Source organism: Streptomyces sp. NPDC048434 (assembly GCF_043200375.1).
Taxonomy (GTDB): domain Bacteria; phylum Actinomycetota; class Actinomycetes; order Streptomycetales; family Streptomycetaceae; genus Streptomyces.
Genome location: NZ_JBICXQ010000017.1, coordinates 130,476 through 148,651, shown reverse-complemented (window position 1 = coordinate 148,651; position 18,176 = coordinate 130,476). Strand labels below are relative to the sequence as shown.

Sequence of the window (18,176 nt, the reverse complement as noted above, 5' to 3'; positions counted from 1 at the left end):
GCCTCGCTCAGAGGTGGTGGGGCGGCTTTTCGTCGAGGAAGCGGGCGAGGTCGGCGGCACTGTCGCTGCCGTCCTGGCGCTCGCCCCAGCCACGGTCGGTGTCGTCCGAGGACTGCTGGTTCAGCGGATCGTCGAAGATCAGTCGCGCCGCGGGCTTGGGGGCCGGGCGCCCGGTGGACGAAGGCGCAGGATCCTGCGCGGCGTCGGACGCGTCCTGGGGCGCGGGGGCCGACTCGGGTTCGGGGGTGGTGCTCACCCCTCCAGGGTACGGGCGGGCCGGGGGCGGTCGACGCTCAGCGCGGGCCCCGGCACCCTTCCGACCGCGGGAGCGCTCGGCACGGGGCCGGACCCACGCGACGGCTCAGCCTCTCGATCCGCAGCCTCTTGTTCCGCAAGCGCCGGCCCGGCGGGCGGCAGCGTACGCTCGCGCGGCCCGTCCCGGGGCCCGTCGCTCAGGGTCGGTACAGCGCCTGGGCTCGGGCCGCGTCGAGGGGGGCGTCCTCCGGGATCGACAGGAAGTGCTTCACCTGCCACGCCTGGGTGCTGCGGGCCTGGCGGTTGGTCGTCTCCACCCACGGCGGATAGACGCGGAACGCCCGCTTTCCGCCGGAGCCGTTCCTGGAAACGATGTCCCGTTCGCAGAGCACGTCCCGGGGAAAGATGAAGTGCCCGAAATTCCGCTCGTCGCGAGAGCTGATGACGAAGAGATCGACCGGGTCCTCGGAGTCGAACGGCGCAATCGGCCCGCCGGGGATCCGCTTCCACACCGTGACGAACTGGCCGACCTTCGTCGGGGTCGTCTTGGCCACCCGGAACCTGACGGAGCAGCCATCGAGCGTGAATTCATGCGCCGCGTACTCGGCACTCTCGGCCTCGGGCACCGGCCGGGAGCAAGTGAACCCACACGGGTCGTACACCCGCGTCTTCGCGGCGAGAAGGTCCTCGTGCAGCGAATCCCCACCCGTCCAAGGCTCGATATCTAGGGGACGGTGCCCCGAGGGGCCCGAGGGTTTTGTCGCCATTGCGCCATCGTGTCATTGCCGAGCAGGGCGCAGGCCGGTGGGGTACCGGTGCCCGCGTGGGCCGGCCGCGGCTGCTCGGCCTGCGGGATGCGCGGCACGACGGGCGGACCGGCCGACGCACCGCGGCCCGGCCGGGTTCCGGCGCCCGGCCGGAGTTCGGGGTGCGGTTCGGGGTGCGGTCTGGAGTCCCGTTCGGGTTCGGTTTGGGGTGCGGTCTGGAGTCCCGTTCGGGGTGCGGTTCGGAGTCCGGTTTGGAGTCCCGTTCCGAGTGCGGTCCGGAGCCCGGACTGGGGCCCCGTTCGGAGTGTGGTCCGGCGCGCTCAGCCCCGGGTCAGGTCCCGTTCACCGACGACCTGATCGCCGCTCATCTCTCCGGTCCGGCGGAAACCGAGCCGCAGATAGAACCGCTCGGGCCCGTGCTCGCCCGGAACCCAACTCACCGTGGCACATGTCTGCCCACGCCTTCGGACCTCCTCGCACAAGGACTCCACGGCGAACCGGCCGTACCCGTGGCCTTGGTGGCCGGCGGCTATATTCAGCCGCCAGATCCCGGAGCGCGGCCTGTCCTCCGGTTTGTCGGGGTCGAAACGCACCAGAAAGAACCCCATGACGAAGCCCACGAGTTGCTCACCGTCGAAGATCAACCGGGGCCAGGCGACCTCGGGTTGCGCATACGCCTCCGCCAGTGAACGTGCAACCGGCGCCACCAGCCCCTCCTGGTCGGGCTGAACCGTCAGCCGGCATGCGGCTTCCACGTTGTCCGGAGTGACCTTCTCCAAGCGCAGAGATGACGTCATGCCGGGAACGTATCCGCCGCCCGAGGCGAGATCGACCGAATAAGCGTCGCCTGGCTGCGCAATGGCGGTACGGGGAGGGCGGAGGAGGGGCGAGGGGGAGGAGGGGCGAGGGGGAGGAGGGGCGAGGGGCAGGAGGGGAGGGGGAGGGGGCAAGAGGGGGAAGCCGCCGCCCTGGGAAGGGCCCCGAACAAGGGGCTCCCAGCAACAGGCCCGTGCACGCCTCGCGTTCTGACGGGCCGTGCTCGCCTCGCGCCCTGACGGGCCTGCACACGCCGCCTCTCGTAGCGACAGGGCGGCCGTCCACGGCCCCGTACTAGCGGCCCTTGTCGTGGGTGGGTATGGGATGCGGGCGGTGGCTATCCTTCGGCCGGGTCGGCGGGCCTTGTGAGGCGTGGCCGCGCCTCAGGGGCCGGCTCCGGTCCATGCCGGGCAGCGGGTGGCGGGGGTGTGCGTACTCATGGCGGGCCATGGGACAGCAGCCTTTCCGGTCGGGGGAGGGTGCGACGGCCCGGTCGGAAGAGTCGACGGGCGGCCGGTTCGTTGACCCGGGCGGTAGGGCGGTAGGCAACACCGAGAGCGAGGAAGGTGGTGACCGCGGCGTCGGGGAGCAGTGCGAGGGCGAAGTTCCGCAGCGTGCGGGTGCCCAGGACGATGGCCACGATCAGGAGAAACGCGGCGGCCGAGCCCACCGGCGTCGCATGGACCGCCGGTGGCCTCGGCCTGGGCGGCGCCACTGGTGCCTCCGGGTCCGCAGCCGGGGCAGGTGGGGCGTCTGATGGCTGTGGCACGGTCCCCACGCTAGGCACAGATGAGGCAAATGGCTCGTTTTATGGTCTTGGTGGGTGAAGCTGCGGCACATCACTGGACGTGGGCCGCGCCTCCCGTCCCGTCAGTAGGCGGCGGGCCGTGCCTCGTCGTCATGAGTGAGGGCCCGCACCTGCCCTGATGGGCGCGGGCCCTCACCTCTTCTCACTGGGCGTGAGCCGCACCTCCCCCGACGGCGCGGACACCCACCCCTTCTCACCGGGTGTGGCCCGCACCTCCCCCGATGGGCGCGGGCCACGCCGCCCTGGACAATTGCTGCCCCCCAACGGGTGGCGGCCGGGTCAGCGAGAGGCGGCCGAGGTGCCCAGCGCGTCGTGCCACCACAGGTCGCGGCCCGGCTTCCAGGAGACCGGCCGCGAGCACCGGTTCACCACCAGCACGGTGCGATCCGGCACACCCCCCGAGGCCGCACCCCGTGCCAGCGCGTGGTCCAGCAGCGCCTTCACCGGCCGTACGGCCCCGTCCCAGAACGCCGCATCGGCCGTGATCAGCACCCGGGCCGAGGACTCACGAGTCCGTGCGACCAGTTCGGGCACCGTCAACGAGACCGGCAGCGTGGTGCGTATCGCATCCAGTCGGCCGCAGGCGAGCGTGGCGATCACCGACTCGGGCACCAGCGGGAGATGCACCGCGACGCGGTCGCCGGCCCGTACCCCGAGCCGGGTGAGCGTGGCCGCGGCCCGCTCGGCCTGGTCGAGGAGCATGCCGTGCGTCAACTCCTCCTGGCGCCCGGGCTCTCCGCTCCAGGTAAGGGCGATCCGCGACGCCTCCGGTTCCTGCACTTCCCGGGCGTCATCTACATGCTCTGAGGTCACACGGCGCAACATGCGGACCAGGATGTAGATCATCGATCAACATTCGCTGAACGTCCGCTGTATGAGGCCTGCGATCGCCCCTCCGCCGCACCCGGGCGACGTCACTCGCGCCGGGTCTCTCCGGCTCACCGCAGCGGACTCCCCGCCGCATCGCGGGGCTCCGGCTTCACCGTAACGGGCCCCACCGGCCGTGCGCACCGCCCTCTCCGGCCGTGCGGCACCCGTCGGCCCAGGGTTCCTGCCCCTTTCGGGGGCATTCCATCCCCCTCCCCGCCCTCCTTTTCCGTTTCTCTGACGGCCACGGTGGGGATCGGCCTCGCACTCACCGGTGTTGCGAGAACAGGACGCCGTACCCACCACGCCGTACCCACCCGTCCCGGGCGCTCCCCGCGGCCACCGCCTGGCCACCGCCTGGCCACCGCCGCGGGCCTCGCGCTCGTCCGGGGACGTGTAACGCCGCCGGGCGCGCTCGGCCCGGGACGCGTCGTCACCGGGCGGCCCGACGTGGCTGAGGCAGCGGCCACCGGCCGCTCGCTCACCCCACGTCCGCCGCCACCGCCTCGTATCCCCCGACCACATCGCACACGTCCCCGAACCCGCGCGCCTCCAGCAGCGCCGCCGCGATCACCGATCGATTGCCACTGCGGCAGTACAGGACCACCGGGCGGGCCGGGTCCAGTTCGTTGATGCGCTGCGGGAGCGCGGCCAGCGGGATATTGCGGGCGCCGGGGAAGGCGCCCGCCTCGTACTCGGCCGGATTACGGACATCGATCAACTGGATGCCGGACGAGTGAGCAGCGGCGACCGAGCGGGCTCCGGACACGTGAGCAGCGGCGGCCGAGCGGCTTCCGGACGCGTGAGCCCCAGCCGATGCGCCGCCGGACGGGTAGTCACCGGCCCACTGGCCACCGGCCGACTGACCACCGGCGGGCTGCCCACCGGCCGACTGGGCATCGAGCGATGAGCCGTCGACGGATGAAGCCGACGACACATCGACCGACGGGGCGGCAACCGATGAGGCCGAAGAGGCATCGACCAACGAGGCGGCGACCAACGGATCATCCGCCGCGTCGCCATCCGACAATTCCGCCTGCATCTGCGGAAGTTCCTCATGACGGACGCGGTGGCTGCGGCGGGCGAGGGTGGGCGTGCCGTCCAGTACGGCGGCCGGGTCGGGCAGATGGCCAAGGACGCGGTCGTAGCCGATGCGGGCGAGGCGGAGGCGGGCTTCCTGCTCCGTGCCGGGGTCGGCGAGCAGCACGATGGGGGTGCCCGGGGTGACCACGCTGCCGGCGTACTCCGCGAACCGGGTGTCCAGGCTCGTGTGGAGCGAACCGGCCAGGTGCGCGCGTGTGTAGGCGGCCAGCGGGCGGCAGTCCAGGAGGACGGCGCCTTGTCGGTCGCGGGCCGCGAGTGCCTCGTCCAGGGTGAGGGCGGCGGGCGGACCGGGCTCCAGCAGGGGGTGGCCGTCGCGGTTGAGCGCCGCGTCGTGCGCGAAGTAACCGGGGGTGGTGGGCTGCCCCGCGGTGACCAGCCGGACGAAGTCGGCCTCCGGCATGGGTTGCAGGGCGTAGTTGAGGCGGCGTTGGTCGCCGATGGTGGAGCTGGTCTCGGTGGAGAGGCTGCGGCCGCAGGCGGAGCCGGCGCCGTGTGCGGGAAAGACCCGGGTCGTGTCCGGGAGGGCCATGAGTTTGGTGTGCAGGGAGCTGTGGAGACGGATGGCCATGTCGCGGGGGGAGTGCCCGGCGGCGGAGAGCAGGTCGGGGCGGCCGACATCGCCGACGAAGAGGGTGTCGCCGGTGAGCACGCCGAAGGGCACCTCGTCGTCGGGGTGTTCGCGGATGACCAGGCAGATGGATTCGAGGGTGTGGCCGGGGGTGGCGAGGACGGTGAGGGTGACCCCCGCACCGTCGTCCGCCCCGAGCGAGATGCGCTCGCCGTCCCGTAACCGCCGTATGGGGAAGCCGGTTTCGGCGGCCTCGCCGAAGGCGATGGCGGCGCCGGTGGCCCGTGCGAGTTCGAGGTGGCCGGAGAGGAAGTCGGCGTGAATGTGCGTCTCGATGACGAGTTCGATGCGCAGGCCGGCGGCTTCCGCGTCGTGCAGATAGTCGTCGATATCGCGGCGTGGGTCGACGAGGACGGCGCGTCCGGTGGCCTCGTCCCCGATCAGATACGAGGCCTGGGAAAGGCAGTCGAGGTAGTACTGCGCGAAGTGCACGGTCGGCCTCCAGGGGTGCGCGGGGCCCGTGCGCGGCGGCTGGGGCCCGCTCGGGCGGGGTGCGTTGTGCGGATGCACGGATGTACGTACATTAGGTAGCCGGGTGGCGGGCGACAAGCCGAGGTCGCCGCCCGGCGCTCCATGTGACCTCACCTGGCGCACGTGACGTGGCACCTGACACTGCGTCACGCGCGATTGCCGTGCTCACCTGCATCGGCCGGTCGGTATCGACCACCGCACCCACACCACCCCGTACGCCCGCGGAGGATTTCACCATGACGACCGAGCCGCCGGACGGCGCGCACGGCCCGCGTCCCCTGGACCGGCGCTCGCCGCTGCCCCTGTGGGCGCAGCTCTTCGCCGATCTGCGCCGCCGGATGGAAACCGGCGAATTCAGCGCGGAGTTCCCGGCCGAGCACCGGCTCACCGGCGAGTACGAGGTCAGCCGGCACACCGTCCGTGAGGCGCTGCGCAAGCTGCGCGCGGACGGCCTGGTGATCGCCGAGCGCGGCCGCACCAGCCGGCTGGACACCCGCCGCATACAGCAGCCGCTGGGCTCGCTCTACAGCCTCTTCCGCGAGCTGGAGGGCCAGGGCGTGGAGCAGCGCAGCGAGGTACTGCGGCTGGAGCGGACCGTTGACGGGACGATCGCCGGGCACCTGGGGCTGGTGGCTGATGCGCCGCTGGTCGTACTGGAGCGGCTGCGGCTCGCGGACGGCGAACCGCTCGCCCACGACACCGCGTATCTGCCCGCCGAGGTCGCCGAGCCGCTGCTGGACGCCGACTTCGGGCACACCTCGCTCTACGGCGAGCTGACGCGGCGCTGCGGGGTGAAGGTCACCGGCGGCCGGGAACGGATCCAGCCGTTCCTGCCGGACGTCCGGCAGGCGTGGCTGCTGGGGCTGGCCGACCGGGAGGCAGCGTTCACCATCGAGCGGCTGGGGCGGGCCGGGGAGCGGCCGGTGGAGTGGCGCGAGACGGTGGTACGCGGCGACCGGTTCGCCTTCGTTGCGGAGTGGTCCGACGAGAGCCGGGCCGTCGCTCTTGCGCCGCGGGCCTCGTGTCCGTCCTCATAGCCGTCGCGGCGCTGCCGTGCGGACTGCTGATCGGGCTGCTGCTGGGCGCGCTCGGCGGTGGCGGGTCGGTGCTGGCGGTGCCGGCGCTGGTCTATCTGCTGGGGCAGTCGCCGCACGAGGCGACCGCGGGCGCACTGATCGTCGTCACGGTCGGCGCGTTGACCGGGCTGCTCTGCCATGCCCGTGCCGGGCGGGTCCGGTGGGCGGCCGGTGCGGCCTTCGGGGCGCTGGGGACGGCCGGCAGCTACCTCGGCTCCCGGTGGAGCGCGGCGCTGGACCCCACGGTGCTGATGGCGGCGTTCGCGTGTCTGCTGCTCGTGGTGGCGGCGATGCTGGTGTTACGGGGGCTGCGCGAGCGGCGGGCGGCGGGCGGTATCCGCCCCTTAGGGGTGTCCACGGAGACGGCGCCCTCAGGAGATCCGAGGGAGCCTGTGCCCTTATATGACGTCCCGGAGCCCGCGCCCTTCCGGGACACCCCGGATCCGCCCCCTCCCCGTGGCCGTACCGGACCCGCCCGTCGAATACTCCCCCAACTCGACCGGCCCGACAGCCCCGACCGCTCCGTCCGCCGCGTCCGCCCCGTCCGGTTCGCCGTGACCGCCTCCGCCGTCGGGCTGCTCACCGGGTTCTTCGGGGTCGGCGGCGGCTTTGTCGTCGTACCGGCCCTCACCCTGGTCCTGGGCCTGGAGATGCCGGTCGCCATCGGCACCTCACTCCTCGTCATCCTCGTCAACTCCCTCACGGCGCTGGGCACCAGGGCCGGCACGGGGGCTCTGGACTGGCCGCTGCTGGCCGGCTTCGCGGCCTGTGCGGCGATCGGCAGCCACCTCGGCAACCGCCTCACCACCCGCCTGCGCCCACAGACCCTGACCACGGCCTTCGCCGCCCTCGTCACCGTCCTCGCCGTCACCATGGCGGCCACCGCCCTCCCCCGCCTCTGGACCCCCTAGCCCCGTCGGCCCCACACGGGTGCCGCCCCCATCCCGCCGTCCGTCGTCCCGTTCCACCCACCCATCAGGAGGAAGCACATGGCCCCCGCACCCGCCGCCGCCCCGTCCCACCACCAGGTCCTCATCATCGGCGGCGGCACCGCAGGCATCACCGTCGCCGCCCGGTTACGCCGCGCCGGAATCCGGGACATCGCGCTGCTGGAGCCCTCCGAAACGCACTGGTACCAGCCGCTGTGGACGCTGGTCGGCGGCGGCCAGGCCCCGCTGCGCGCCGCGCTGCGCACCGAGGCGGACGTCATGCCGCCCGGCGTGCGCTGGCTGCGTGAGCGCGCCACCGCCGTCGACCCGGCCGCCCGAACGGTCACCACCGCCTCCGGGCGGGTCCTCTCCTACGGGCGGCTGGTGCTCGCCCCCGGCCTGCAGCTCGACTGGGACGGCGTGCCCGGCCTGGCCGCGGCCCTCGGGCACGGCGGGGTGAGCAGTAACTACCGGCCCGATCTCGCCCCGCTCACCTGGGAGTTGATCCGCCGGATGCGCAGCGGGACGGCCGTGTTCACCATGCCGTCCGGGCCGGTGAAGTGCGGCGGCGCCCCGCAGAAGATCGCGTATCTGGCGGCCGACCACTGGCGCAAGCGCGGTGTGCTGGGCACGATCCGCACCATCCTGGTGCTCCCGGAGCCCGCGATGTTCAAGGTGCCGGTCTTCTCCCGCGCGCTGACGGAGACGGCCCGGCGGTACGGCATCGAGGTGCGGCTGAACTCGGAGATGACCCGGCTCGACGGCGCGGCCCGCGAGGCGGTGATCACCGATCACACCACCGGCACCGCCGAGACCGTCCGCTACGACCTCCTGCACGCCGTACCGCCGCAGCGCGCCCCCGAATGGCTCGCCGACGGCCCGCTCGCCGACCCCGACTCCCCGTACGGGTACGTCAAAACCGACCGGGAAACCCTCCAACACCCCGACTTCCCGGAGGTGTTCGCGCTCGGTGACGTCGCCAGTCTGCCGACGTCCAAAACGGGTGCCGCGATCCGCAAGCAGGCCCCGGTCGTCGTCGCCAACCTCCTCGCCGGTCTGCGCGGGCGCCCCGCCACCGCCCGCTACGACGGCTACACCTCCTGCCCCCTGGTCACCGCCCGGCACAAGATGCTGCTCGCCGAGTTCGACTACGACCTGCAGCCCACCCCCTCGATCCCCTTCCTCGACACCACCCGGGAACGCACCGACATGTGGTTCCTCAAGCGCTACGGGCTGCCGCAGCTCTACTTCAAGGGGATGCTCAAGGGGCTGGCCTGAGCCCCGTCGACGGCCGGGCGCGGGGGGGCGGGGCCCCGGCCCCGGCCGCCGTGCCGCGCCGTGCCGCGCCTCAGGGAACGGTGCGTTCCCTGAGGCCGGCCCCCGGACGGATTCGGGTCCCCGCCGGCATGTTCCCGAAGGCCGTAGGGGTGTGTGTCCCCCTAAACAGCCGCCCCCACGGCCACCAACTCCCCCACCACACACGCCACGTTGTCCGGTGCCCCCGCCTCGCGGGCCTGCCGGATCAGTTCCCGTACGGCCTGGTCGGGGTCGTCGGCCGCGGTCAGTACGTCCTGGATCGTCTCGGCCGGCACCACTGAGGTCAGGCCATCGGTGCACAGCAGATAGCGCTCACCGGGCCGGGCCTCCAGCAGTTGCAGGTCGGGGGAGAACTCGGTGGCCCCGTCGAGCGATCGCAGCAGCAGCGCGCGCTGGGGGTGCGAGGAGGCCTCCTCGGGGGTGAGCCGGCCCTCGTCGACCAGCGACTGGACCAGGCTGTGGTCGTGGGTGATGCGGAAGAGGCCGGAGTCCCGCAGGACATAGGCCCGCGAGTCACCGATGTGCAGCAGCGCCAGCTGCGAGCCGGAGCGGAGCAGTGCGGTGAGGGTGGTGCCGCTCGCCTCGTCCGCTGACGGGGCGGCGCGGTGTGCGCGATGAGCCGCCTCCTCCAGGACGGCCGGCAGATCCGCCGAGGTCAGGTCCCGGTGCTCCAGGTCCTTGAGCGCCTCGATCGCGGCCGTCGCGACGGGGCCGCCACTCGGGCCGTAGCCATCGGCCACGGCCAGCAGTCGCGGTCCCGCGTAGGCGGCGTCCTGGTGGGCCGGGCGCACCAGGCCCTGATCGGTCAGGGCGGCGCAGCGCAGCGTCAGAGGGGTACGCGGTTCGGTCATGACGGTGTCCTTCCTGGACAGCTGGTCGACGAGGAAGGCGGCCAGGTCCCGGCGGGCGGCGGTGTCGGCCTCGACCTGTGTCCAGTACGCGGCGACCGCCGCGGCTGCCGCGGCCGGCGCCAGCTCGCACACCTCGCGGATGCGGGCCAGCGGCATACCGAGCCGGCGCAGCCAGGCCACCAGCCGGGCCCGCTCCAGCTGGGCCGGGGCGTAGTGGCGGTAGCCGCTCCGCGGGTCGACCTGGGCCGGGGTCAGCAGGCCGAGCTCGTCGTAGAGCCGCAGCGCCTTCGGCGAGAGCCGGGAGGCCCGTGCGAACGCACCGATGGTCAGCAGCTCACCCTCCCCGTACGGCGCCCCGCCCACGCCTCCGGTCACCCGTCGGTCCACCCGTCCGCCCTCCTCCTTCCGGGCGCCTCGCCCGGTACGGCCGATGCTGGGGCTTCCCCCAAGGACAAGGTCAAACGGTTGCCGCCCCACCCTGCCCGGCCCGTCCCGCCGCCTCCGCCTCTTCCGTGTCCGCCGGAGGAGCCAGCTGGTTGAGCGCCGCGGCGGTCAGCGCCTCGACGCCCATGGTGAGGGTCGGCCGGACCACCGGTACGAAGCGCGGCGAATGGTTGGACGGAATGTCCTGCGCGAGCCGTCCGGCCGCCAGCGCCGTCCGGAACTCCTCCGGGTCCCAGCCGCCCAGCCACCAGTAGTAGAGGGGTGCCCCGGCGGCGGTCGCCAGCAGTCCGGCGTCCTCGCTGCCGGTCGCCGGCTCGTAGGCGAACAGCCGCTGCTCGCCGAAGAGTCCGGTGAACTGCTCATTGACCTGTTGCAGGGTCGCGGGGTCGTTGACGGTGACGGGGAAGGAGTCCAGGACCTCGGTCTCGGGTGCGCGGTCGGCACCGGAGGCGGCGGCCTCGGCGCGCGCGATGCGGTCGATGGCGGCCAGCACGGCCGTGCGCACCGTCTCGTCGAAGGTGCGGACGCTGAGCCGTACGACGGCCCGGTCGGGGATGACATTGGCGGTGTCCCCGGCGTGGAAGGAGCCGACGCTGACCACCGCCCGGTCCTTCGGCGCGACCTCGCGGGCCACCACGGACTGCACCCGCTGCACGAAGGCCGCCGCCATCAGGATCGGGTCGACGGTGGTCTCGGGCCGCGAGCCATGGCCGCCGGTGCCGTGGAAGGTGATCTCCAGGCTGTCGGCAGCCGCCATGCAGGCTCCGGGGCAGTACGCGATCAGCCCGGCGCCGAAGGGGGCGACATGCTGGGCCAGCACCACATCGGGGGTGGGCACCAGGCACTTGCTGTAGAGGCCGGCGTCGAGCATGGCGCGGGCACCGCTGCCGACCTCCTCGGCGGGCTGGAAGAGCACGATCAGCGTGCCGGACCAGTGCGCGCGGCCCGCCGCGAGCAGGTCGGCGGCGCCCAGCAGACAGGTCACATGGACGTCGTGCCCGCAGGCGTGCATCCGGCCGGGGACCGTGGAGGCGTAGTCCAGGCCGGAGTTCTCGGTGACGGGCAGCGCGTCCATGTCGGCGCGCAGCAGGATGACGGGCCCCGGGCCGTTGCGCAGCAGGCCGACGACGCCGGTTTCGGCGATGCCGGTGGTGACGTCATAGCCGCAGCCGGTCAGCCGCCGGGCGGCCGCGGCGGCCGTACGGGTCTCCTGGAAGCCGAGTTCGGGGTGGCGGTGCAGGTCTTCGTAGAGGGCCACGAGGTCCGCGAGGCGGTCGTCGAGCGGGGCCAGGACGGCGGCGGAATCGTCACTGTGCTCGGCGTCATCGGTCGGGCGGGTCGTGCCTGTCGTGTCGCTGTCGCTCATACACGCATTCGATCATGAATCGCCACCCCGCACCGAGCGACGGTCCCCCACCCGCCCCGGAGCCGTCCCGTAGGGGCCAACTCCGCCTTGCCCTGGCCGGACTTCGCGGGTGCCGCTGCGCCCGTTCGTGACACCGAAGGCGGCGACTGCAACCGTGGATCACCCTGCTGCGACCGGGACCAGCAAGCCCAAGCCGACGACTGGAGGCCGACGTTGGCCACTACCCCCAACCCACGGACCGGCGAGCCGCTCGACCTCACGACACATCTGATGGACCAGGCCATGGGCCATCTCTTCTCCGCCGCGCTGCGCACCGCGGCGCAACACCGCATCGCCGACCATCTCGCCGGGGGCCCGCGCACCGCCGAGCAGCTGGCCGCCGCCACCGGCACACACACCCCGCATCTGCGCCGCGTACTGCGTTATCTCGCCACCCGCGGCATCTTCCGGGAGGACGCCGCGGGCGCCTACCACCTGACGCCGGCCGCCGGCCCACTGCGCACCGACGCCCCCGACTCGCTGCACCCCGCCGTCATGATGATGACCGACGAGCTGTTCCTGCGGACCTCGGCCGCCATCCCGGAGTCCGTACGGCACGACGGCGCATCCTTCGAGCGGCTCTTCGGGGTGCCCCTCTTCGAGCATCTGAGGACGGACCCGGTCATCCGCCGGCTCTTCGACGACGGGATGTCCTCGCTGTCCGGCCCGGTCGACGAGGCGGTGGCGGCGGTCTACCCGTTCCCCGAGACCGGCACGGTCGTGGACATCGGCGGGGGCCGCGGCGGGCTGCTGCGCGCCGCGCTGCGCCGCCATCCGCAACTGACCGGTGTGCTCTTCGACCAGGCGCCGCCGCTGACCCACCACCTCCTGGACGGCGACGAGTTGAAGGGCCGCTGGCGCACCCAGGAGGGCGACTTCTTCGCGTCCGTACCGGAGGGGGGTGACGTCTATGTCCTCAAGCACGTGCTGCACGACTGGACGGACGAGGCCTGCCGGCGCATCCTGCGCACCTGCCACCGGGCGATGGCGGCCGGCCGCCGGCTGCTGGTCATCGACGCCGTACTGCCGCCGGGCAACGCCCCGCACTTCGGCAAGACCCTGGACGTCGCGATGATGGGGGTGGTCGACGGGCAGGAGCGGACCGCGGAGGAGTTCGCGACACTGCTGTCGGCCGGCGGGTTCCGGCTCACGCGGGTGCTGCCCACGACTGCCTTCCCCTCGATCGTGGAGGCGGTCGCCGAGTAGCCGCCCCACGGGCCGGCACGACACGCCGCACGCCGCTCCCCTCATGGGCGGCCTCGCCCGCCCGCGCTGTACTGATGCCGGCCGCATCGGCCGACGAGAGGAGCTGACGTGCCGGTCCTCATGCGTGCGCGCCGCCGCGACGAAGAGCACCGCACCGCCACCCCGCTGGAGCTCTTCTTCGACCTGTGTTTCGTCGTGGCGATCGCGCAGGCCGGACGTCAGCTGGCCCATGCGCTGGCGGAGGGGCACCCGGGGGTCGGCATCTCCGGCTATCTGATGCTCTTCTTCGCCATCTGGTGGGCCTGGATGAACTTCAGCTGGTTCGCCTCGGCGTACGACACGGACGACCCGCTCTATCGCGTGGTGACGCTCGTCCAGATGGCGGGGGTGCTGGTGCTGGCCGCCGGCGTGCCGCGGGCTTTCGTCAACAGCGACTTCACGGTCATCTGGTTCGGGTATCTGGTGATGCGGCTGGCCATGGTCGCCCAGTGGCTGCGGGCCGCACTCGCCGGCCGGGGCGCCGAGCGGCGCACCGCGCTGCGCTACGCCTTGGGAATGACGGTGTGCCAGATCGGCTGGCTGGGCCTGCTCGCGCTGCCCAAGGGGGACGTGCCCTGGGTGTTCGTGGTCGTGGGACTGCTGGAGCTGGCCGTCCCCGCACTGGCCGAGCGGGAGCGGCAGACGGCCTGGCATCCCCATCACATCGCCGAGCGCTACGGCCTGTTCACCATCATCGTGCTGGGCGAGACGATCGCGGCGGCCACCGTCGCCGTGCAGTCGGCCCTGGACGAGAACGACGAGCTGAGCGCCCTGCTGCCGATCGCGGGCGGCGGACTGCTGCTGGTCTTCGCCGCGTACTGGATCTACTTCGCGGTCCCGATCCACCGTCACCTGCACTCGAACCGCCAGGCGTTCCTGTGGGGCTACGGCCACTACCTGGTGTTCGGTTCGGCGGCCGCGGTGGGCGCGGGCATCGAGGTCGCGGTGGAGGAGACGTTCGGCAAGGCGCATCTGTCGCCGCTCGCGGCAGCCGCCTGTGTCACGGTGCCGGCCGCACTGTTCATGGCGACGGTGTGGCTGATCCACTCCCGGCACCAGAAGCGCGGCCCGGCCCAGCAGCTCGTGCTTCCGGTGTCCTCGCTCCTGGTACTGGCATGCACCTTCGCCGGGCACTGGGCGATCCTGGCGGCCGGTCTGGTGGCATCCGTCACGGTCGCGGCCGGCGTCGTTCTCACATCCCGTCAGGGCACCGCACTGGTGGAGTAGAAGCAGCCGCCGCGTCACCCATCTCGGCGATCGCCATGGCACCGATCTCGGGAAGCGGGCCGACACGGGCCCCTCGACGCCCCGGCAGGCCCCTCTCCCCTTCCCCCATAAGCGTGCCGAACGGTCGTGCAAACCCCCGCAAGCGCCCTGATCCTGCATCAGATTCGGCCATCTTCCCCACTCCGCCGGGAGAGGGGCCCCTCACCAGCGGAGCCCTCACCTCCGCCTCCATCCCATACCCCGTCAATTACCCACCAATGGACCCCACTTCCCGTCACTTCGGGCCCCCGTTCCCCACTGTTCACCAAGGCCAGCGGAGGCGCGTCGACTCTGAAGCGGTAGGGTGCAGATTGCCCTTTTTATGACAGGGGGTGCCCCTGTGAAAGAGCCGCAGGAAGCCCCTGGGGAACGACCACCGTCCGTACCTGAGGAGACGCCAGACATGGCCCGCCACGCTCAGTCCCGCGCGCGGACGAGACTGTCCCGGCGCAGCAAGGCCGTGGGCGGTCTCGCCCTCTCCACCCTGGTCGGCACCGCCCTGTGGGCGTGGCCGGCGTCGGGCGACGACCAGAACAGCGGGACCGACGCCAAGAGCACCACGTCCACGACTGCTTCCGGCCCGGACACGCCACGTGTCCCGGTGTCCGCCGCCAAATCCGCCCCGAACGCCGCACCGAATCCTCCCGCCGGACGGCCCATCCCGGGCCTCAGCGACGCCGCCAGGAAGCGGATACCGGCCGACTCCCGGCAGGTGCTGGTCGTCACCGGAAAGGACATGGACTCCTTCCAGTCCCGTGTCGTCCTCTACACCCGTGAGGAGGGCTCGGACGACTGGGAGCCGGGCCCCACCTGGTCCGCGCACAACGCCGCCCACGGCTGGACGGACGACCACCGCTACGGCGATCTGCGCTCCCCCATCGGTGTCTACTCCCTCACCGACGCGGGCGGTCTGCTGACCGCGCCCGGGGACACCAAACTCCCCTACGACCACAACACCAGCTTCGTCGCCGGCGGCACCGGTGTGGAGGGCGAGCCGCTGGCCGGCGCCTTCGACTACGTCATCGCCATCAACTACAACCGGGAGCCCGGCACCTCCCCCCTGGACCCGCAGCGCCCGTGGGGCGACGCCAAGGGTGGCGGCGTCTGGCTGCATGTCGACCACGACGGCCCCACCCAGGGCTGTGTGAGCCTCAAGCCCAAGGTGATGCGGGAACTGCTGCGCACCCTCGACCCCGACCTGCACCCGGTCATCGTGATGGGACCGGCCGATTACTGAGCACCCGCCGCACCCCGCGGGGCCGCAGGACGCACTGACCGACGTCCTCGGCCTCCGGGTCGGCCACGCCCGGCGGACCGGTGGCGGGTACCTGACCGGCACCACCGTCGTCCTTGCTCCCGAGGGCGGGGCCGTCGCGGCCGTCGACGTACGCGGCGGCGGCCCCGGCACCCGGGAGACCGACGCGCTCGACCCGCGCAACCTCGTCCAGTGCATCGAGGCGCTCGTGCTGACCGGCGGCAGTGCCTTCGGTCTTGACGCCGCGTCCGGTGTCGCCGCCTGGCTGGAGGAGCAGGGCCGCGGATTCCGCGTGGGACCCGACCCCGCCCAGGTCGTCCCGGTCGTGCCGGCCGCGGCCCTCTTCGACCTGGGGCGCGGCGGCGACTGGCGGGCCCGCCCGGACGCCGCACTGGGCCGGGCGGCGGCCGCGGCCGCGGCAAACACCGGGCTCGGCGCCCCGGTCGCCCAGGGCAATACGGGCGCCGGCACGGGCGCGGTGGCCGGCGGCCTCAAGGGCGGGGTCGGCACCGCGAGCTCCGTCCTCCCCTCGGGCGCCACCGTCGCCGCGCTGGCCGTCCTCAATGCCGCGGGCTCCGTCATCGACCCGCGCACCGGCGCCCTCTACGGCCATCTGTACGAGAGCCCGGCGCCCCTGCCCTCCTCCGAGGTGCACGCCACGGCTCTGCGCCGGCTGGCCGAGGCCAGGGAAATATCCCAGGCCCGCTCGGCCGCATCCGTCCACCCGCCGCTGAACACCACCCTCGCCGTGGTCGCCACGGACGCCGCCCTCACCCGCGCCCAGGCCCACAAGCTCGCCGGCACCGCCCACGACGGTCTGGCCCGCGCCGTCCGCCCCGTCCATCTCCTGTCCGACGGCGACACGGTCTTCGCCCTGTCCACCGCGGCGCGCCCGCTCACCCCCGAAGAGGCCCACACCGAGCCGGCATTCGGCGTACACGCCGTGGCCGGGGCCCTCAACGAGATCCTGTCCGCCGGCGCGGACGTCCTGACCCGCGCCGTGGTGCGGGCCGCCCTGGAGGCGGAAACGGTGGACGGCCCCGGCGGCGTCTTCCTGTCGTACCGAGACCTCTACGGGACGGGCTGACCGCACCGGGATCTCTGCGGATGGACCGGATGGACTGACAGCACCGGGCTCGACGGCCCGACCGTACCGAGGCTGCTACGGGACGGGCTGCCCCGTGGACGGCCGCCCACGGCACTCACCGGTCACACGCCCACCGCCCCCAGCAACGAGCCCGCGGCGTAGGTCACCCCCATCGCCACCGCTCCGCCGCCCACGTTCCGCAACACCGCCCGCCCCACCGGCGCGGCCCCCAGCCGGGCACTGCTCCAGCCACACAGCGCCAGCGCCGCCAGCACCGCGACCACCGTGATCCACAGCCGGTACGCGGCCGGCGGAAGCACGATCGCCAGCAACGGCAACAGCGCCCCCGCCGTGAACGCGAGGAAGCTCGCACCCGCCGCGTGCCAGGGGTTGGTGAGCGCCTCGGGATCGATGCCCAGCTCCACCTCCGCATGGGCACGCAGCGCATCGTGCGCGGTGAGCTGCTCGGCGACCTCGTGGGCCAGCTGCTCGTTCAGGCCCTTCCCCGCCAACATCTCGGTCAGTTCGATGAGTTCGGCCTGCGGTTCGGTCGCCAGCTCCCGCTTCTCCTGGGCGAGCGCGGCCTTCTCCGCATCGCGCTGGGTGGAAACCGACACATATTCACCGGCCGCCATCGACATGGACCCGGCCAGCAATCCGGCCAGCCCCGCCGTCAACAGGGCGCCGCGGGAATCGGTGGCGCCGGCCACCCCGACGACGAGTCCGGCGGTGGAGACGATGCCGTCGTTGGCGCCAAGGACCGCGGCCCGCAGCCAGTTGAGCCGGCTGCCGAGTCCGCCGCCGTGTGCCTCGTCGTGCTCCGGTGTCTGCACAGTCACCGGCAGAGCGTCTCATCCGCACCAGGCGTGCCCTCGCCCGACGCCCCCGCCCCGCCCCGAATGGGCCGGTGGTAGAAACGGCTTATGTCCGCACCACCCCCCTCCCCGCCTCCCCAGCCGCCACCGCCCACGCTCCTCCAGCCGGCTCCCCGCCAGCCGGCACCACGACGCCGCCTGTGGTGGCACCGGCTGATATTCGGGCTCTGGTACCGCCCGGTGGAGGTGCTGGACGAGGCGCGGGACCGTAGCGCCTGGAGCGCGGCGGTGCTGCTGTCGTTGATCAGCGGTGGCATCGGCGTGCTGTCGGTGGACGCGTTCCACACCCAGTGGGCCGTCGACCACGCCGCGGCGCTGCAGCTCCTCGGGCTGGGCGAGGCGGGCGTGCTGGCGGCCAGTCTCGCTCTGGGCTCGGTCGCCCACGCCATCGCCCGGACGCTCGGCGGCATAGGCCGTTTCGCGCCCACCGCAAGCCTGTTCATCGTGCTGTTCTGGGTGACGGATCTGCCGCGGATGGCGATCGCGGCCTGGCTGCCGACCGGTGCCACCTTCGTGCAGGCCGCGACCTGGACGACCTGGGGGTTCGGCTATGTCCTCGCCGTACTGCTCATACGGGGCCAGCACCATCTGTCGACAGGGAAGTCGGCGGCCGCGGTATCGGTGCAGATGCTGACCGCACTGGCCCTGCTGAGGCTGGGCCCGGTGCGCTGAGACCGGGCCCCGGTCCGGTTACCCGGTCCGGTTACCCG

Annotated in this window: 17 protein-coding genes; 8 read left to right on the top strand and 9 right to left on the bottom strand. The window is 72.8% G+C overall.

All coding sequences use genetic code 11. From position 1 onward, the window contains the following. Window positions 1-7 precede the first annotated feature (7 nt). The 6 genes from ACGFWI_RS21260 to ACGFWI_RS21235 form a co-directional block, all read right to left on the bottom strand. Entirely contained in the window at window positions 8-256 is a 249-nt protein-coding gene (locus ACGFWI_RS21260; RefSeq protein WP_393907526.1) for a hypothetical protein, read from the bottom strand. A gap of 196 nt (window positions 257-452) precedes the next feature. Then, window positions 453-917: a MepB family protein gene (locus ACGFWI_RS21255; protein ID WP_393907568.1), complete on the bottom strand. Its 465-nt coding sequence runs from the start codon at window positions 915-917 to the stop codon at window positions 453-455. A gap of 425 nt (window positions 918-1,342) precedes the next feature. Next, entirely contained in the window at window positions 1,343-1,819 is a 477-nt protein-coding gene (locus ACGFWI_RS21250; protein ID WP_393907525.1) for a GNAT family N-acetyltransferase, read from the bottom strand. A gap of 455 nt (window positions 1,820-2,274) precedes the next feature. Beyond that, the gene (locus ACGFWI_RS21245) at window positions 2,275-2,508 is read right to left on the bottom strand and encodes a hypothetical protein (protein ID WP_393907524.1); all 234 of its coding nucleotides are present in this window, start codon (window positions 2,506-2,508) and stop codon (window positions 2,275-2,277) included. A gap of 417 nt (window positions 2,509-2,925) precedes the next feature. Beyond that, window positions 2,926-3,459 (bottom strand): AMP-binding protein, encoded by a 534-nt coding sequence (locus ACGFWI_RS21240; protein ID WP_393907523.1) that lies wholly within the window; start codon window positions 3,457-3,459, stop codon window positions 2,926-2,928. A 535-nt stretch (window positions 3,460-3,994) separates the two neighbouring features. Further along, the gene (locus ACGFWI_RS21235; protein WP_393907522.1) at window positions 3,995-5,677 is read right to left on the bottom strand and encodes a rhodanese-like domain-containing protein; all 1,683 of its coding nucleotides are present in this window, start codon (window positions 5,675-5,677) and stop codon (window positions 3,995-3,997) included. 275 nt (window positions 5,678-5,952) lie between these two features. On the opposite strand from ACGFWI_RS21235, the gene ACGFWI_RS21230 reads away from it, so the two are divergent. The 3 genes from ACGFWI_RS21230 (at window position 5,953) to ACGFWI_RS21220 (ending at window position 8,999) form a co-directional block, all read left to right on the top strand. Continuing rightward, a complete protein-coding gene (locus tag ACGFWI_RS21230) occupies window positions 5,953-6,753 on the top strand; it encodes a GntR family transcriptional regulator (protein ID WP_393907521.1) in 801 nt (266 codons plus the stop codon). Continuing rightward, complete coding sequence (locus ACGFWI_RS21225) at window positions 6,738-7,703, top strand: sulfite exporter TauE/SafE family protein (RefSeq protein ID WP_393907520.1); 966 nt, start codon at window positions 6,738-6,740, stop codon at window positions 7,701-7,703. The genes ACGFWI_RS21230 and ACGFWI_RS21225 overlap by 16 nt, the downstream gene beginning before the upstream one ends. 78 nt (window positions 7,704-7,781) lie before the next feature. After that, window positions 7,782-8,999, top strand: coding sequence for an FAD-dependent oxidoreductase (locus ACGFWI_RS21220; RefSeq protein ID WP_393907519.1), 1,218 nt, complete (start codon window positions 7,782-7,784; stop codon window positions 8,997-8,999). 161 nt (window positions 9,000-9,160) lie between these two features. On the opposite strand, the gene ACGFWI_RS21215 is transcribed toward ACGFWI_RS21220, so the two are convergent. Further along, on the bottom strand, window positions 9,161-10,276 hold the full coding sequence (locus ACGFWI_RS21215; protein WP_393907518.1) for a MerR family transcriptional regulator: 1,116 nt from the start codon (window positions 10,274-10,276) through the stop codon (window positions 9,161-9,163). Window positions 10,277-10,346: 70 nt separating this feature from the next. Beyond that, entirely contained in the window at window positions 10,347-11,699 is a 1,353-nt protein-coding gene (locus tag ACGFWI_RS21210; RefSeq protein ID WP_393907517.1) for an amidohydrolase, read from the bottom strand. Window positions 11,700-11,912: 213 nt separating this feature from the next. On the opposite strand from ACGFWI_RS21210, the gene ACGFWI_RS21205 reads away from it, so the two are divergent. The 4 genes from ACGFWI_RS21205 (at window position 11,913) to ACGFWI_RS21190 (ending at window position 16,591) form a co-directional block, all read left to right on the top strand. Then, window positions 11,913-12,944, top strand: a complete 1,032-nt coding sequence (locus tag ACGFWI_RS21205) for a methyltransferase (protein ID WP_393907516.1) — start codon at window positions 11,913-11,915, stop codon at window positions 12,942-12,944. 108 nt (window positions 12,945-13,052) lie between these two features. Then, on the top strand, window positions 13,053-14,210 hold the full coding sequence (locus tag ACGFWI_RS21200; RefSeq protein ID WP_393907515.1) for a low temperature requirement protein A: 1,158 nt from the start codon (window positions 13,053-13,055) through the stop codon (window positions 14,208-14,210). A 442-nt stretch (window positions 14,211-14,652) separates the two neighbouring features. Further along, window positions 14,653-15,486: a L,D-transpeptidase family protein gene (locus tag ACGFWI_RS21195; protein ID WP_393907514.1), complete on the top strand. Its 834-nt coding sequence runs from the start codon at window positions 14,653-14,655 to the stop codon at window positions 15,484-15,486. Continuing rightward, window positions 15,479-16,591: a P1 family peptidase gene (locus ACGFWI_RS21190; RefSeq protein WP_393907567.1), complete on the top strand. Its 1,113-nt coding sequence runs from the start codon at window positions 15,479-15,481 to the stop codon at window positions 16,589-16,591. The genes ACGFWI_RS21195 and ACGFWI_RS21190 overlap by 8 nt, the downstream gene beginning before the upstream one ends. A gap of 122 nt (window positions 16,592-16,713) precedes the next feature. Here the strand turns inward: ACGFWI_RS21190 and ACGFWI_RS21185 are convergent, their stop codons facing one another. Beyond that, on the bottom strand, window positions 16,714-17,430 hold the full coding sequence (locus ACGFWI_RS21185) for a VIT family protein (protein WP_393907513.1): 717 nt from the start codon (window positions 17,428-17,430) through the stop codon (window positions 16,714-16,716). A gap of 84 nt (window positions 17,431-17,514) precedes the next feature. Between ACGFWI_RS21185 and ACGFWI_RS21180 the strand changes: the two genes are divergently transcribed. Then, entirely contained in the window at window positions 17,515-18,138 is a 624-nt protein-coding gene (locus tag ACGFWI_RS21180; protein ID WP_393907512.1) for a hypothetical protein, read from the top strand. Window positions 18,139-18,176: the final 38 nt, after the last annotated feature.

Bases quoted from the DNA above. Each gene is read 5' to 3' on its own strand.
- ACGFWI_RS21250 (WP_393907525.1), bottom strand. From the start codon at position 1,819: ATGACGTCATCTCTGCGCTTGGAGAAGGTCACTCCGGACAACGTGGAA.
- ACGFWI_RS21210 (WP_393907517.1), bottom strand. From the start codon at position 11,699: ATGAGCGACAGCGACACGACAGGCACGACCCGCCCGACCGATGACGCC.
- ACGFWI_RS21195 (WP_393907514.1), top strand. From the start codon at position 14,653: ATGGCCCGCCACGCTCAGTCCCGCGCGCGGACGAGACTGTCCCGGCGC.
- ACGFWI_RS21230 (WP_393907521.1), top strand. From the start codon at position 5,953: ATGACGACCGAGCCGCCGGACGGCGCGCACGGCCCGCGTCCCCTGGAC.
- ACGFWI_RS21220 (WP_393907519.1), top strand. From the start codon at position 7,782: ATGGCCCCCGCACCCGCCGCCGCCCCGTCCCACCACCAGGTCCTCATC.
- ACGFWI_RS21180 (WP_393907512.1), top strand. From the start codon at position 17,515: ATGTCCGCACCACCCCCCTCCCCGCCTCCCCAGCCGCCACCGCCCACG.